10 protein-coding genes and 1 pseudogene are annotated in these 14275 nt (G+C 66.0%); 9 read left to right on the forward strand and 2 right to left on the reverse strand.

What is annotated here, in order from left to right; all coding sequences use genetic code 11:
* The first annotated feature begins 63 nt into the window (after positions 1-63).
* Positions 64-3039, forward strand: a complete 2976-nt coding sequence (locus AZL_RS18595; protein ID WP_012976033.1) for a Tn3-like element ISAzs29 family transposase — start codon at positions 64-66, stop codon at positions 3037-3039.
* A 54-nt stretch (positions 3040-3093) separates the two neighbouring features.
* Here the strand turns inward: AZL_RS18595 and AZL_RS18600 are convergent.
* Positions 3094-3562, reverse strand: a pseudogene (locus AZL_RS18600) (transposase); the annotation flags it as partial.
* Positions 3563-3773: 211 nt separating this feature from the next.
* A complete protein-coding gene (locus AZL_RS18605) occupies positions 3774-5114 on the reverse strand; it encodes an IS1380-like element ISAzs3 family transposase (RefSeq protein WP_012973088.1) in 1341 nt (446 codons plus the stop codon).
* Between the two features lie 528 nt (positions 5115-5642).
* On the opposite strand from AZL_RS18605, the gene AZL_RS18610 reads away from it, so the two are divergent.
* From AZL_RS18610 to AZL_RS18640, 8 genes are all read left to right on the forward strand, one after another.
* Complete coding sequence (locus AZL_RS18610; protein WP_012976035.1) at positions 5643-6854, forward strand: benzoate/H(+) symporter BenE family transporter; 1212 nt, start codon at positions 5643-5645, stop codon at positions 6852-6854.
* A gap of 47 nt (positions 6855-6901) precedes the next feature.
* The gene (locus AZL_RS37060) at positions 6902-7066 is read left to right on the forward strand and encodes a hypothetical protein (RefSeq protein WP_247894350.1); all 165 of its coding nucleotides are present in this window, start codon (positions 6902-6904) and stop codon (positions 7064-7066) included.
* Positions 7067-7069: 3 nt separating this feature from the next.
* Positions 7070-8989, forward strand: coding sequence for a glycosyltransferase family A protein (locus tag AZL_RS18615; protein WP_012976036.1), 1920 nt, complete (start codon positions 7070-7072; stop codon positions 8987-8989).
* A gap of 4 nt (positions 8990-8993) precedes the next feature.
* Positions 8994-9818, forward strand: coding sequence for an alpha/beta hydrolase (locus AZL_RS18620; RefSeq protein ID WP_012976037.1), 825 nt, complete (start codon positions 8994-8996; stop codon positions 9816-9818).
* A gap of 138 nt (positions 9819-9956) precedes the next feature.
* Positions 9957-11021: a branched-chain amino acid aminotransferase gene (locus AZL_RS18625; RefSeq protein ID WP_012976038.1), complete on the forward strand. Its 1065-nt coding sequence runs from the start codon at positions 9957-9959 to the stop codon at positions 11019-11021.
* A gap of 4 nt (positions 11022-11025) precedes the next feature.
* The gene (locus AZL_RS18630) at positions 11026-11574 is read left to right on the forward strand and encodes a diadenylate cyclase (RefSeq protein WP_012976039.1); all 549 of its coding nucleotides are present in this window, start codon (positions 11026-11028) and stop codon (positions 11572-11574) included.
* Positions 11571-12941 (forward strand): nucleotide sugar dehydrogenase, encoded by a 1371-nt coding sequence (locus AZL_RS18635; protein ID WP_012976040.1) that lies wholly within the window; start codon positions 11571-11573, stop codon positions 12939-12941. Before AZL_RS18630 ends, AZL_RS18635 begins: the two co-directional genes overlap by 4 nt.
* Positions 12938-14002, forward strand: coding sequence for a malate/lactate/ureidoglycolate dehydrogenase (locus AZL_RS18640; RefSeq protein ID WP_012976041.1), 1065 nt, complete (start codon positions 12938-12940; stop codon positions 14000-14002). The genes AZL_RS18635 and AZL_RS18640 overlap by 4 nt, the downstream gene beginning before the upstream one ends.
* Positions 14003-14275: the final 273 nt, after the last annotated feature.

The following is a 14275-nucleotide window of genomic DNA, read 5'->3' on the forward strand; positions in this document are numbered from 1 at the left end:
CGCGTCCCGGCTAGGGTCGCCGCCAGCCAAAACAGACAATACTCCAACTGGGACAGCTCCTCCATGCCGCGCCGCCGCGTCCTCACCGACGCCCAGATCACCGCCCTGTTCGCCCTGCCCACCGCCGAGGCCGACCTCATCCGCCACTACACCCTCGGCCCCGACGATTTGGCGGTCATCGCCCGGCGCCGCCGGCCGCACAACCGTCTCGGCTTCGCCCTACAGCTCTGCGCCCTGCGCTATCCCGGCCGGCTGATCCGGCCCGGCGAGCTGGTCCCGCCGACGATTGTCGCATTCCTGGCGGAGCAGCTGGACATCGACCCGGACACCCTCGCCGACTATGCGGCCCGTGCACCGACCCGCTACGATCAGCTGGACGCGCTGCACGAGGCCTTCGGATTCAGCACCTTCACCCAGCCCGATCATCGCGAACTCTCGGCGTGGCTGGTGCCGATCGCCCTGGCGACGGTCAGCGCGATCACGGTCGCCGAGGCGCTGATGGCCGAGTTGCGGCGGCGACGCATTGCCGCCCCGGGAACCACCACGATCGAGCGCATGGTGGCCACTGCCCTCCTGCTGGCGGAACGCCACGCCGCCGCCAAGCTGAACTCCACCCTGTCTCCGGAACGCTGCACGGCATTGGACGCGCTGCTGGACAACCATCCGGGAACCGCGGTCAGCTCCCTGGCCTGGACCCGGCAGCCGCCCGGCGCGCCCGGTCATCGGTCCATGGCGCGCCTGGTCGACCAACTTCGGCATCTCCGGCAGGTGGGGATCGACCCCGCGGCGACCGATGGCGTTCATGCCGACCGGATCCGGCAGCTCGCCCGCGAGGGAAGCCGCCTGACCGCCCAGCACCTCCGGGCGCTCGGTCCGCTCCGCCGCCACGCCGTCCTGGTCGTGACGGTGCTGGACACGATCGCTCGCCTCACCGACGAGGCCATCGGCCTCTTCGATCGGCTGATCGGACGGATGTTCCGGCGGGCCGAGCGGCGCGCTTCGGCCGAACTCCGGAACAACGCCCGGTCCATGAACGACAAGGTGCGCCTGCTGGCCAAGCTCGGCGACGCCCTGATCGACGCCAGGAAAACCGGAACCGACGCCTTCGCCGCGATGGACAAGGTGATCCCCTGGGACCGGTTCGCCGAGGTCGTCGCGGAAGCCAGGGGGCTGACCCGGGACGATGGTCCGGACTACCTCGCGCTCGCCGAAGCGAACCATGCGCTGCTGCGGCGGGTCGGCCCGCTGTTCCTGGACGCCTTCGAGTTCCAGGGCATCGCCGCCGTGACCGGGCTGCTCCGTGCTGTCGCGACGCTGCGTACCTTCTACGCCGGCAGTCGGCGAACCCTGCCGAAGGACATCCCGACCGGTTTCATCCGACGGAGCTGGCGGTCCGCCGTCTTCCGCGACGGCGCCATCGATGGCCAAGCCTACGAGCTGTGCCTCTTCGCGGAGCTTCGGGACCGGCTGCGCGCCGGCGACGTCTGGGTGGTCGGCAGCCGGCAGTACCGGGCCGTCGAGGATCAGCTCATTTCGAAGCCGCTGTTCGCCGAGATGCGGGAGGCCGGCCCGCTGCCGGTGGCGGTGGCGACCGACGCCACGCGCTACCTCCAGGACCGGAAGGAGATGCTGGAAGCGCGGCTGCGCGAGGTCTGCGACAAGGCCGCCCGGGACCAGCTTGTGGATGTTCGCTTCAGCGGCGACACCCTCAAGATCTCCCCGCTGCAAGCGGCGACGCCGGAAGACGCGGAACGGCTGGCCGACCGGGTCTACGCGTTGCTGCCGCGGGTGCGGATCACCGATCTCCTCGACGAGGTCGCCGAGTGGACCGGCGCCGTCGACTGCTTCACCCATCTGCGCACCGGCCTGCCGGCCGAGGACCGCCGCGTCGTCCTGACCGCCGTGTTGGCCGACGCCACCAATCTTGGACTGACGCGCATGACCGAGGCGTGCAGTGTCGCCAGTTACAAGCGGCTCGCCTGGACGGCGGGGTGGCATGTCAGCGAGGACGCCTACGGCCGGGCTCTGGCCCGGATCGTGGCGGCCCAGCAGGCGCAGCCCCTGGCCGCCCGCTTCGGCGGCGGAACGGCCTCCAGTTCCGATGGCCAGCACTTCCCGCTCGGCGGGCGCGGCGAGATAACCGGGGCCGTCAACCCGCACAAGGGGTCCGGCCCGGCGATCTCCTTCTACACCCACGTCTCGGACCGTTACGCGCCCTACCACACCAAGGCGATCTCGGTGGCGGAGAGCGAGGCGGCCCACGTCATCGACGGCCTGCTCTACCATGGCGCGGACATCGGGATCGCCGTCCACCATGTCGATGGAGGCGGCGTTTCGGACCATGTCTTCGCGCTGTGCCATCTCCTTGGCTTCCGCTTTGCGCCGCGCATCCCCAACCTGCACGATCGGCGCCTTTACACCTTCGGGCCGGCGGCAACCTGGCCGACCCTGGAGCCGTTCATCGCCGGGCGGATCGACGAGGCGCTGATCCAGGCGCACTGGGAAGACCTGCTGCGGCTGGCCACCTCGATTCGGACCGGCACCGTGCCGGCGTCGCTGATGCTGAAACGGCTCGGCTCCTACCCTCGGCAGAACGGATTGGCCTTGGCTCTCCGGGAGATCGGGCGCATCGAGCGGACAGCTTTCAGCTTGGAGTGGCTGCAAAATCCGGCACTTCGCCGCCAAGCCACGACCGAGTTGAACAAGGGGGAGTCCCGCAACGCGCTCGCCCGCGCCGTGTGTTTCCACCGCCTTGGACGCATCCGCGACCGGACGCCGGAGAACCAGCAGCACCGCGCCGGCGGCCTCAACCTGGTCGTGGCCGCGATCATCCTGTGGAACACCGTCTACATGGAGCGGGCCATCGATGTCCTGCGCGCCGGGGGTGAGCGCATTCCCGACGAGTTGTTGAGCCATCTCGCGCCGCTGGGATGGCAACACATCAACCTGACCGGCGACTATCTCTGGAGTGCGGACCGGGTGCCGGGCACGTCGGGATACCGCCCGCTGCGCGCTCCAACCGAACTCCTGGCCGCATGATGTTCCGGCTTTGTCCGCTTAGCGTATATTCTCGCCCATTCTATGGCGTCACCCCAGGTAAGGCCAGTCGCCCTCCAGCGGACGGTCGAGGAAGGCGTTGACCCGCTCGTCGATGTCTCGGCACAGCTTGGAGACCGTCGACTTCGAGATCCCCGACAGCCCCATCGCCTGGGCCAACTCGTCAACGCAGCGGGTCGAGACACCGCCGATCCAGGCTTCCTGGATCACCGCCACCAGGGCTTTCTCGCTGGTCTTGCGGGCCTCCAGGAAGGGCGGGAAGTAGCTGCCCTGGCGCTTGGGGATGCGCAGGTTCAGCGTGCCCAGGCGCGTATCCAGCGCCCGGTCGCGGTAGCCGTTGCGGTAGGTCTGCCGCTCGGCGCTCCGTTCGTGACGCCCGGCGCCGATCTGGCCTTCGACGTCGGCTTCCATCAGCATGCAGCACCGTCTCGGCGACGGCGCGCAGAAAATCGCTGTCGCCGGCCTTCTGGAGCAGGTCTGCCAGTGCCATACTGTCCTCGGTCATTGGGGGGCCTTCGGGCAAGAGGAAGTGTCGCAACTCCACTCTAGCCGCCTTTATTCACCAGGGTGGCGAGCGGTCTGGTCGCCGCGTTGAGATGATCAACGTTGGGCTGTATGGGCGCGCGTCGTCGGCCGCCGCGCTGACGGCGGCGTGACGGTGTCGGAGTTGGTGGTGGAGGGGATTGGGTGACGGCTGGGGCACGCTGCCCCGGTGCTCAGCAGATGAGCCGGGGCATGCGGCCGAGGGCGAGGTGGATGATCGCCTGATCAGGCGCGCTGGTCGGCAGGTGCACCTTGATCTGCGTCTTCATCTCCACGATACGCGCGGCGGTCTTCACCAAGCGCAGCCGCAAGGTGTCGAATTGCACCGTGCGCCAGCGGGAGCGTTTCGGCATCAGCGAGCGCAGGCTCCACAGCAGCCAGTACGCCCCGGCGTGCAGGAACAGGCGGAACTGGTTGGCCGTCGCCTTGGTGCAGGAGGTCCGGTCTGCGGCAAGGTGGGATTTCCAGGCTTTTATATGATTTTCCGCCTGTCCCCTCGCGCAATACAGGCCGGCATACAGCCAGCGACCCGTGCCGTGGCGTAGGTTGGTGACGATGAAGCGGCTGTCGGTGCCCTGGTCTCCTGCCTCGACGCGCGCGACGATGCGGCGGACCCGGCTCCAGGTGCTGGCCCCGTCATAGAATTCCTTGAAGCGGCGCACCTTGTCGGCTCCGGGCATGGCCTGGAAGCGCGCCGCGGTGCTGGCCTCCAGCGTGGTGACGTGACGGCGCAGTGTGCTGCTGGTCGGCAGACCGAGCACGTAGTCGAGCCCCTCCGCCTCGCACCAGTCCAGCACCTCCGGGCAGGCGTAATGGCCGTCGGCGCGCAGCAGGATCTCGGTCTTGGGCCAGTTTGCCCGAATGGCGCGGAGCAGGCGACGCAGGAAGGTCCGGATCTCCGTCCCCTTGGGCCGCTTGGCTGGGCGCAGCACAGCGGTGACAAAGCGGCCGTTGCCGTCGAAGACAACGATGGGCTGGAAGCCGTACTCGTCATAATGGGCGTTGAACAGGCGCAACTGCTGACCGCCATGCACCGTGTCGAAGGTGTCGTCTACATCCAGCACGATGCGCTTGGGCACCTGGCGAAAGGACGCGCAGTAGAGATCGACCATGGCTCGGCCCATGCGCAGCAGTGCGCGGGTATCCGGCAGGTTCTCCAGGCGCGAGATGGTGGCTTGCGAGCAAAGGTCACGCTCGGACGGCAGGCGTTCCAGGGCCATCTTGAACAGCGGGTCGGAGCGTAGGCTGCCGGCGTCGTTGCCGTCCTCGTAGCCCGCCGCGATGGCCAGCAGGCGAAAGCCGATGATGTCGGCCAGCGAATGCACGGTGCGCGTTGGATCGCGCGGGTCCTCAATACAGGCGGCCAGCCGATCGGCAATCCGCAGCCGCTTCGCCACCTCCCGCAGCACCAGCAGCCCGCCATCGGAGGACAGGCGGCCGCCATCAAAGCGCCCGATCACCGGCTTTCCAGCAACGGGTGACAGGCCGGGCAGCGGCAGGGTATGATCAACCATGGCGGGTGGGCGCTCCGGAAACGGCAGGAGTTGGCGTCAGCACCCAAATCCTACGGCCGCTCAACGGATGCCGCTACACCCGCCAACCCTCATGAATTTTCCCGGCTAGCCGACCGGCCCAATGACCACCTCTTTCGCGCAAGCCGCCGCCCGGGGGGTGGGGCATGCCCCACCCCCCCCGGGCGATCACCAAATTTCCACCACGTTCGCGGACACTATCCGTTTTAGCATACAAAAGTAAAGAAGGACAAGCTAATGAATGAAATTCTGTGATATATTACTTCCCTAGGTTGCTTTTCGGTTGAATAAGACTTTGCCGTAGTTCATTCATACGGAAATCGCCAATTCGGGGCATAAAAATACGGCATCGAATATCTTTTAAGCTCAAAGCTTGGAAATAAAACGATTGGGAGTCCTTCACTGCCATGAGGGGCTGCTCGTGCTTCATGTCTGCCTGCGGGTGGCAAACGTCGCTCCGTCCCCCCGCGATGGCTCTGTGGTATTTTCCCGCTTACAAGGTGCAAAGACATGCTCGGCAAAGAACTGGCCGTTCCAGCTTCCCCAATCCGCCCGCTCGGGCCTTTGCGCGACGCATCCTGGTCGGCCATTCTGTCAGGGCTGATTGCGGTGATCATTGGTTACGCAGGCCCGACCGTCCTGGTCTTTCAAGTGGCGCAGAGCGCCCATCTCACGGAATCCCAGATTGCGTCTTGGCTGTGGGCCTATTCCATTGCATCGGGGATCACCTCGATCGTCGCCAGCCTGCGCTTCCGCATGCCGGTCATCACTGCATGGTCGACGCCTGGCGTCGCCTTTCTCGTGACCGGCCTCGCTGGCGTCCCGTTCGCAGAGGCGGTCGGCGCCTTCATGGTGTCGAACCTGCTCATCACGCTCATCGGCGCCTTCGGGCTGTTCAACCGGGTTCTTCAACGCATCCCGATGGCGCTGGCGGCGGCACTAAACGCCGGCATCCTGATCTCGTTCGGCTTCGCCATCTTCGGCGCCCTGAGGAGCGAGCCGCTCCTGGCCGGCGCCATGATGGCTGCGTTCCTGATCACCCGCCGCTTTTCATCGCGCTGGGCCGTCGCCGTTACCCTGCTGTGTGGCACCGCGCTGTGCGTCTCGCTCGGGCGTGTCGACACCGGCGGCTTGGCGCTGATTGCGGCGGTGCCGGAGTGGACGACGCCTGCCTTCTCGTTCGGTTCGATGGTCAGCATCGCGATACCGCTGACCGTCCTGGCCCTTACAGGCCAGTATCTGCCGGGATTCGCTGTGCTGAAGGCGTCGGGGTACGAACCGCCGCCCGACAGTGTCGTGCGCCTGTGCGGGCTTGCGTCGATCTTGGTGGCGCCGTTCGGTTGCCACAATGTCAACCCGTCCTCAATGATCGCAGCCATCGTCGGCAGCCCCGACACCCACGCCGACCCGGCCCGGCGTTATATCGCAGCGATCAGCGCCGGCGTGTTCTACCTGCTGTTCGGAATCTTCGCGACCACTTTCGTCCGGCTGTTCGCAGCACTGCCGAAGGAGGCCGTGGCCGTGCTCGCCGGCACGGCCCTGCTGGGCGCCATCGGCGGTTCGCTGGAAACCGCCTTCCGGTCGGCCAAACCAGGCAGTCTGGCGCCGCTCATGGTGTTCGTCACCACCGCGGCAGGCATTCCCTTCCTCGGTCTCGGTGCTGCGTTCTGGGGCATCCTCGTCGGCATGGCGATGGTCCATTTCGTCGAAAAGAACGGTTGAGCGCACCCACTCCCCCTTGTTCCACCCTCATTCAAGAAGCGTCAGCCATGACCACCGCCACCCCCCACGATGACACGCATCTCTGGGATTTCCTCCCCATGATTGAAAACAGGACGCGCCCGGCGCAAGACTGTCTGGCCAGCCCGCTGCTCGACCTGATGCGGACGTCGAACGTCAACAAGATCCCGCTCGAGCAGATCGAGGACGCCTAGTCGGTGCTCCACCTGCGCAAGGAGCTTTTAGCCGCCCCCAGGGGAGAAACGGATGCGGACGGCTGGCAGCGGCTTGCGCAGCTTCAGCGCCGCATTGTCGAACGCCATCTCGACGGCCGCGCAGACTATTATGGTCCGGAGCAGTGCACCCCGCTCGACGACGCGGAGACCTTCGCCCGCGAAGGCCGCGACACCTTCCTGATCATCAAATTTATGGACGAGGCGCCGCATATCGAAGCGACGCTGACGTCGCTGTTGACCCAGACCGGCGTCGACCTGAACCGCGTCGTCATCGTTGCCGTCGATAACAACTCCACCGACGGTTCGGGCGACATTGTCCGCGCGACCGCCGCGTCGGTCCCGTCGGCTGCGCGTGTCGTCTGCATCAACCAGACGACTCCCGGCGGTGGCAGCGCCGCACGCTACGGCGTGGACCGCTCCATAGCAACGATCCACGCGATGTGCCTGTTCGACGGGCAATGGGGGCGGCTGCAATCGGCCCGCATCGCCGTATCAGATGGCGACACCGTCTACCACCACCAACTTGTCCATGGCTTCAGCGAGATCCTGGACAAGCACCAGGACGTGGACGGCGTGATGCCTTTTCTCACCTACAAATTCACGGCCGCCCTGCGTTTCTTCGCTGATCATCGCCCACATGACCTGAAGGTCCTACGGGCCGGGGCGACCGCCGGCACTGTTGTCCCCGTGACGTTCCGCCTGTCGGACGTCTCTGCCTTCGAACGATTGCCGCGCGCGGGACGGCGCCGCACGGCGGAGGACGCCATGCGACTGAGCGGCGACGGCATCGATCTTTCGGTGCCGCTCGACCGGCTGGACGGCTGCGGCCGCCGCTATGGCGTGATCGAGGATCCGGCCGGTGCCTGGGCTTACGTCATGGACGACAGGACAATCGTTCTCGACCGCGCGCCGGTCTCGGGCTTCGACTCCGCCTTGCTGTTCCTGGAGAATGGGGGGGTGCGGGCCGATGAGAAATGGCGCTGGCACTCCGTCATCGGGCATGACCTGTTCCTGTTGTGGATGTTCCAGCGTATGGGGATCCCCGAGGCGGTGGTGGCGCCCGATACCAGCGACGCGCTGAAGGTGTTCCGCTGCTGGAGCTTCGCTATCGGCGGGCAGCACCAGCTGTCCAGCCCGGCGCTGAAGATCGTGACCGGTACCGACTACCAGTCGGGGCGGGTCCAGCAGGCGGTCGGCTGCCGCACCGTCCTCGGTCCGGCAACCGCCTACACGGAGACCGAGATCGACCGGCTGGCCAAGATGATCCGTAACTTCGCCAACCGCCAGGGCGTGTTCTATGGCGACACGCGCAGCCGCGGGCTGGAGCGAGCAAGCGGCCTCTACCTTCACATGACCCGCATCCAGGATCAGGTTGAGAGCGAAATCCGCGGCTATTCCGAGGATTTCTTCCGTGACGTCGTGTTTCCGGAGCGGGTGCTGTTCCCGCTGCGCTGGCTCTTGCAGAACGCCATCTGCCTCTACGCCGCCGGCGACCGGTCTGTCCAAACCGTGGTGCGGGAGCGGGTGTTCGCGCAGCTGCTCGGTACCCGGGGCACGGACCAAGCGCTCGCCAGCACCCTGGGCGACACGGCAATGGCGGCGCTCGCCGGCCGCAGCTTCGAGGACAAGCGGGACGAGGCGGAAAGCTTGGCTGAAGAGTTGATCAGCGGCTTCTACCCTGAAATCATGCGGTTCTACGCCCGCACGCTGGCGGATTTCCTGGACACGCAGGGGGTTGTCCGCGCGGATTACGCTTGGCTTCTGGAAGACGTGGAGCACAGCCGCAACGCCCTGATCGAAAAGCGGACTCCCATCGACCCAGCCGTGGTTTGGGCCGGGCGCGAGTTCGTCATCGACCATGCCCGCGGGCAGGTCGTCGGTATGCAAGACGGTGGGCGGTGACGCCATGGAAATCCGACGCCTTGACCTGTGGAACGGCCGCCCGCCCTTTGCGCTGGGTGACGCCGAGCATGACCATCCGGTTCTGGAAGCCTATCTGCCGTCGCCGGAGCGGCGCACCGGCACCGCAATCCTGTCCTTTCCCGGCGGCGCCTACACCTTCCTGTCGGAGCGGTCCGGACGCCGGTACGGCGAGTGGTTCGCCGAGAGGGGGGTGGCGGTGTTCGTTGTGAAGTTCCGCCTGGGCGCACACGGTTATGACCGGAGAGCCATCTGCGCCGACGGTTTCGCTGCGCTGGAGCGTGTCCATGCGCTGGCGGGGGACCTGGGCATCGACCGGTCGCGCATCGGTCTTGTCGGCACCTCGGCCGGCGGTCATCTGGCCGGGGTGATGATGACCGGAGCCGGCCGCGTGATCCTGGATGCCGAAGGGGTGGGGAGGGTGGCGCCGCTCGACCTCCGCCCGGCCTTTTCCGTGCTTTGCTATGCCGTGCTCAGCCTGACCGACCCGATAGCCCACAAGGAGACGCGCCGCAATTTCCTGGGCGGCCTGGCGGAAGACCGGGCGATGCAGGAGGCGTTCTCACCGATCCTCGCCGTGCGGCACGGCTGTCCGCGCGCCTTCATCTGGCACACCACGGAAGACACCGAAGTGTCCAGCCGGCACAGCCTGTTGTTCGCCGATGTGCTAGAGCGTCACGGGGTGGGGCACGAACTGCATCTCTACCAGCGCGGGCCGCACGCGCTGGGCTTGGCGCTGGAGCAGGGCTTGCACTGGGCGCACGACTGCCTACGCTGGATCGAAAACCGCGAACCGCCGCCGCCCGTCTGATACCGGCGGCCATTGATGACGACTGCCGGTATCCGTGCCGACCGGCACAGCGTCGGCCCATGCGGCTGCCCATGCCGCCGAAGCTTTCAGTCCCCATCGTTTCCGCCCGCCGACATCCCGCCGTCAGGAGCCGTTCCTTTGACCATCCATATCGAAACCGCCCCCGTCCGCAAGCCGAAGCCATGGGGTCAGGAACTGGGCTTCGGCACATTCGTAACCGACCACATGTTCGTATGCGACTATCGCGAAGGGGAAGGGTGGGTTGATCACCGCGTGGTCCCCTATGGGAGTTTCACGCTCGATCCGGCGGCGCTCGTCCTTCATTACGGCCAGGCGCTGTTCGAAGGCATCAAGGCGTTCCGGCAACCCGACGGCGGCGTCGCGGTGTTCCGGCCCGACCGCAACGCCGAGCGCCTGAACACCTCGGCCGCACGCATGGCGATGCCGGAACTGCCGGAGGCGATGTTCCTCGATGCTGTCCGCACCCTGCTGCGCGTCGAGGCCGATTGGGTTCCGGACGCTCCCGGAGCTTCGCTGCATCTCCGCCCCGTCATGGTGGCCAACGAGGCTGCGCTCGGGGTGCGACGCGCGTCGCGCTATCTGTTCTACATCATTCTCACCCCGGTCGCCCCCTACTACAGCCCCGGCAATCCAGCCTTCCGCCTTCTGGCGACGCAGGAGTTCGCCCGTTCCGCGGACGGCGGGGCCGGCGGGGCTAAGACCTCCGGCAATTACGGCCAGACCATCGTCGCGCTGGAGGCGGCGCGTGCCCGTGGCTACGACAACCTGCTCTGGCTAGACGGCGCCCGGCACGGACTGATTGAGGAGGCCGGCATCACCAACGTCTTTGTTGTAACCGGGGATACGGTGCTGACCCCGCCGCTGAACGGCCGTATCCTGCCCGGCGTGACGCGGGAGTCAGTGATGCAGCTTATCGGCGACTGGGGGCGGCCGGTCGTGGAACGTGAAATTCCGATCCATGAACTGCTGCGGGGGATCGACGACGGCGGCGTTCGCGAAGTTTTTGTGACGGGCACCGCGACCGTGGTTGCGCCCGTCGGTTCGATCACCTTCCGCGATCGCACCCACGTGCTGCCCGACGGCGGCGGAGAAAGCCTCGCCCGCCGGCTTTACGACGCGCTCGACGGCATCCAGCGTGGCACGCGGCCCGACCCGTTCGGCTGGTCCATGGCGGTGGACTGACGTGATGACCACCACCGCCGCCCCGCTTTTTGCCGACCCTTTTCAGGCCCGGCTTTGCGACGCGCTGTGTCAGGTGGCGCGCGATGCCGGCCAAACGTTCACTGGAACGGGAGCGCTCCTGTGCGAACCCGCGACCGGGCTGCCCTTTCTGCCTTTGGTCTTGAGCAAACCAGATCTCAAGGGCGACCTACCCGACGTGCTCTTGCGGCTGGGCCACGAGGCAAGCCCGTACCACGACGGCTTCCATCTGCTGTCGACCGACTTCGAGATCGAGCATGTGTCCTGCTATCTTGCTCCTCCGATTTCGCCCGAGGCCGAACTAATCTCCCTCTTCGGTTCCGGCAGCCGCTTCGCCACCGCCTGCTTCGCGTCGCTGGCGAACGGCGTCCATTGCGCGGGCGTCGTGAACAAGGACCGCTCCGTCACGATCTTCGTGCAGGGACGCATCCTGTTCCGCTCCTCACCCGCCGACGCATTGTCCCGCCGACGCCAGTTCCCCGTTCTCGCTCGCTGTGATGGGGGAAATTCCAAGCATTCCGGAGACATCCGATGAGCCTTCTCGACATCTTGGCCTCCAGGGCCGATGGCCTCCCGCTCGTGGACGAGCTTGCCCTGCAGATAGAGCGCGGCGAGGCCACCGCCGCCATCATCGGCCTGGGCTACGTCGGCCTGCCGCTGGCGCAGGCAATCGCCGCAGCCGGCATGCGCGTGATCGGTTTCGACACCGATCCTCATAGGATTGAGACGCTGGTCGCCGGTCGCCGCTGCATCGAACATATCCCAGCCGAAGGGATCACCGATCTTATCGACCGCGGCCTTTTTGAGCCGACGGGCGACTTCACCCGCCTGGACGAAGCGGACATTGTGGTGGTCTGTGTTCCGACCCCGCTGAACCGCCACCGCGAACCCGACCTGACCTGCGTGGAGCAGGCTACGCGTGACATCGCTCGCAGTCTGCGGCGGGGCCAGCTCGTCATTCTTGAATCCACGACCTATCCGGGAACCTGCGACGAGGTGGTGCGCCCGATCCTGGAGAAGGGCGGTCTGGTCCATGATCGCGACTTCTTCCTGGCCTTTTCCCCGGAGCGGGAGGATCCCGGAAATCCCGACTTCCACACGGCCTCGATCCCGAAGGTGGTCGGTGGCGGTTCGCCCGACGCTCTGCGGCTGGCGAATCTCTTCTACGGGAAGATCGTAGTACGAACCGTGTCCGTGTCCTCGCTGCGCACAGCGGAGGCGGTGAAGCTGACGGAGAATATCTTTCGTGCGGTAAACATCGCGCTCGTGAACGAGTTGAAGGTCGTTTACGAGGAAATGGGCGTGGACGTCTGGGAAGTGATCGAAGCGGCCAAGAGCAAGCCCTTTGGCTACATGCCTTTCTATCCGGGACCGGGATTGGGCGGCCATTGCATTCCGATCGATCCTTTCTACCTGACATGGAAGGCCCGGGAATATGGGATTTCCACCCGGTTCATCGAACTGGCCGGTGAGATAAACACCGCCATGCCACGCCGGGTTGTGGAGCGTGCGGCGTCCGCCCTGGACCGCGTCAAGCGGCGCGGGCTGAACGGCAGCCGCGTGCTTGTCATCGGGGTTGCCTACAAGAAGAACATCGACGATCTGCGCGAAAGCCCGGCATTGCGCCTGATCGAGCTGCTGGAGCAGAGGGGCGCGCAAGTCGATTACCATGATCCACATGTGCCGGCGATCAGATGGTCTCACGAACACCCTGGGCTCCGGCCGCGCAGCTCCGTCGCCTTGAGCCCGGCTGAGCTGCGACAATATGATCTCGCACTGATCGCGACTGATCACGACGATGTGGATTACGGCATTCTGGCCCGCGGTATCGACCTCATCGTCGATACCCGCAACGTTTGCGCTCGCAAGAACGTAGCTCCAACGACCCTGGTGACGGCGTGAGTGCAGTCCACATTCCCTCCGCCGCCCTGCGCCGCTTTTCCGCTGGCGTGCTCGCAGCCATGGGCAGTTCGGCGGCGGAGGCCGATCACGTCGCCGGTAGTCTGGTCGATGCGAACCTTTGTGGGCACGACAGCCATGGCGTTGGCCTCCTCCCGCTCTATCTCTCCAACGTGAAGGCTGGTTTCCTCCACCCCAACCGAGCCGGCAGGGTGGTGCGGGACACCGGCGCGATCCTGGTGGTCGATGGCGAACAGGGGTATGGCCAGACGGTCGTCTTCCACGCAACGGAATTGGCTGCCCGGCGCGCGGTCACGGACGGACTGGCCCTGCTGGCGGTCCGCAACGCGCATCACATGGGCCGGATCGGTGCCTACGGCGAACAGGCAGCGGCGGTTGGGCTGGTCTGGATCAGCTTCGTCAACATCACCGGCACGGCGCCCCTGGTGGCGCCGTTCGGCGGCGGTGAATCACGGTTCGGCACCAACCCCATCTGCATCGCCATGCCACGCACCGGTGCCGATCCCATCCTGCTCGATTTCGCGACGAGCGCCATCGCCTGGAACAAATGCCGGGTGGCCCTGAACCGTGGCGAAGCATTGGCAGATGGATTGATTCTCGACTCCGCCGGCTATCCGACCAACGACCCGGCGGTGATGTTCGCGCAGCCTTCCGGTACTTTGCTGCCGTTCGGCGGACACAAGGGATATGGGCTGTCCTTTCTGTGCGAATTGCTGGCTGGCGCGCTTACGGGTGCCGGAACGATGCAGCCGGGCACCCCTCGGCCGGGGACTATCACCAACAACATGCTGGCAATCTTGATCGATCCTGATCATCTCGGCAGTCCCGGCACGCTGGTGCGCGAGGTCGAGGACCTCGTCGGCTATGTACACTCCACCCGGCCGGCGGAGCCCGGCGGGCAGGTGCTGATACCAGGCGAGCCGGAAAGCAGAATGCGCCGTCATCGCCTAGCTGAAGGCGTGCCACTGGATCCGACGACCCTGGAGCAGCTGCACGGCACAGCGCAGCAAGTTGGCGCGAGCACCGAAGACCTTCACCCGTAGCTTTGCCCCGCGAACTGAACCAGTGCGCAGTACGGGATGGTGCCATGGGTGCCAGCAACTATGCCAGCCCTTGGTCCGGACTGTTTACATTAAGCTCTGTTCGGGATCCGGGGTGGCTTGTATTGGTGACGAAGACCGACGGAACGGGTTTAGGGAGGCGGAATCAAGCTAAGAGTCTGTCCTGAAAGTTTATTTCGTAAGCGTCGTCTGAGTGCTGCCTTGCGGGAGGAGTGTGCCGCGTGCTGAAAGCTGGACGTCGGCGGCACCGGTGGG

Origin of the sequence: Azospirillum sp. B510 (genome assembly GCF_000010725.1) — a bacterium.
Classification (GTDB): domain Bacteria; phylum Pseudomonadota; class Alphaproteobacteria; order Azospirillales; family Azospirillaceae; genus Azospirillum; species Azospirillum lipoferum_B.

Coding starts and splice junctions, on each gene's coding strand:
- AZL_RS18595 (WP_012976033.1), top strand. CDS start 64: ATGCCGCGCCGCCGCGTCCTCACCGACGCCCAGATCACCGCCCTGTTC.
- AZL_RS18605 (WP_012973088.1), bottom strand. CDS start 5,114: ATGGTTGATCATACCCTGCCGCTGCCCGGCCTGTCACCCGTTGCTGGA.
- AZL_RS18610 (WP_012976035.1), top strand. CDS start 5,643: ATGCTCGGCAAAGAACTGGCCGTTCCAGCTTCCCCAATCCGCCCGCTC.
- AZL_RS37060 (WP_247894350.1), top strand. CDS start 6,902: ATGACCACCGCCACCCCCCACGATGACACGCATCTCTGGGATTTCCTC.
- AZL_RS18620 (WP_012976037.1), top strand. CDS start 8,994: ATGGAAATCCGACGCCTTGACCTGTGGAACGGCCGCCCGCCCTTTGCG.
- AZL_RS18630 (WP_012976039.1), top strand. CDS start 11,026: ATGACCACCACCGCCGCCCCGCTTTTTGCCGACCCTTTTCAGGCCCGG.
- AZL_RS18635 (WP_012976040.1), top strand. CDS start 11,571: ATGAGCCTTCTCGACATCTTGGCCTCCAGGGCCGATGGCCTCCCGCTC.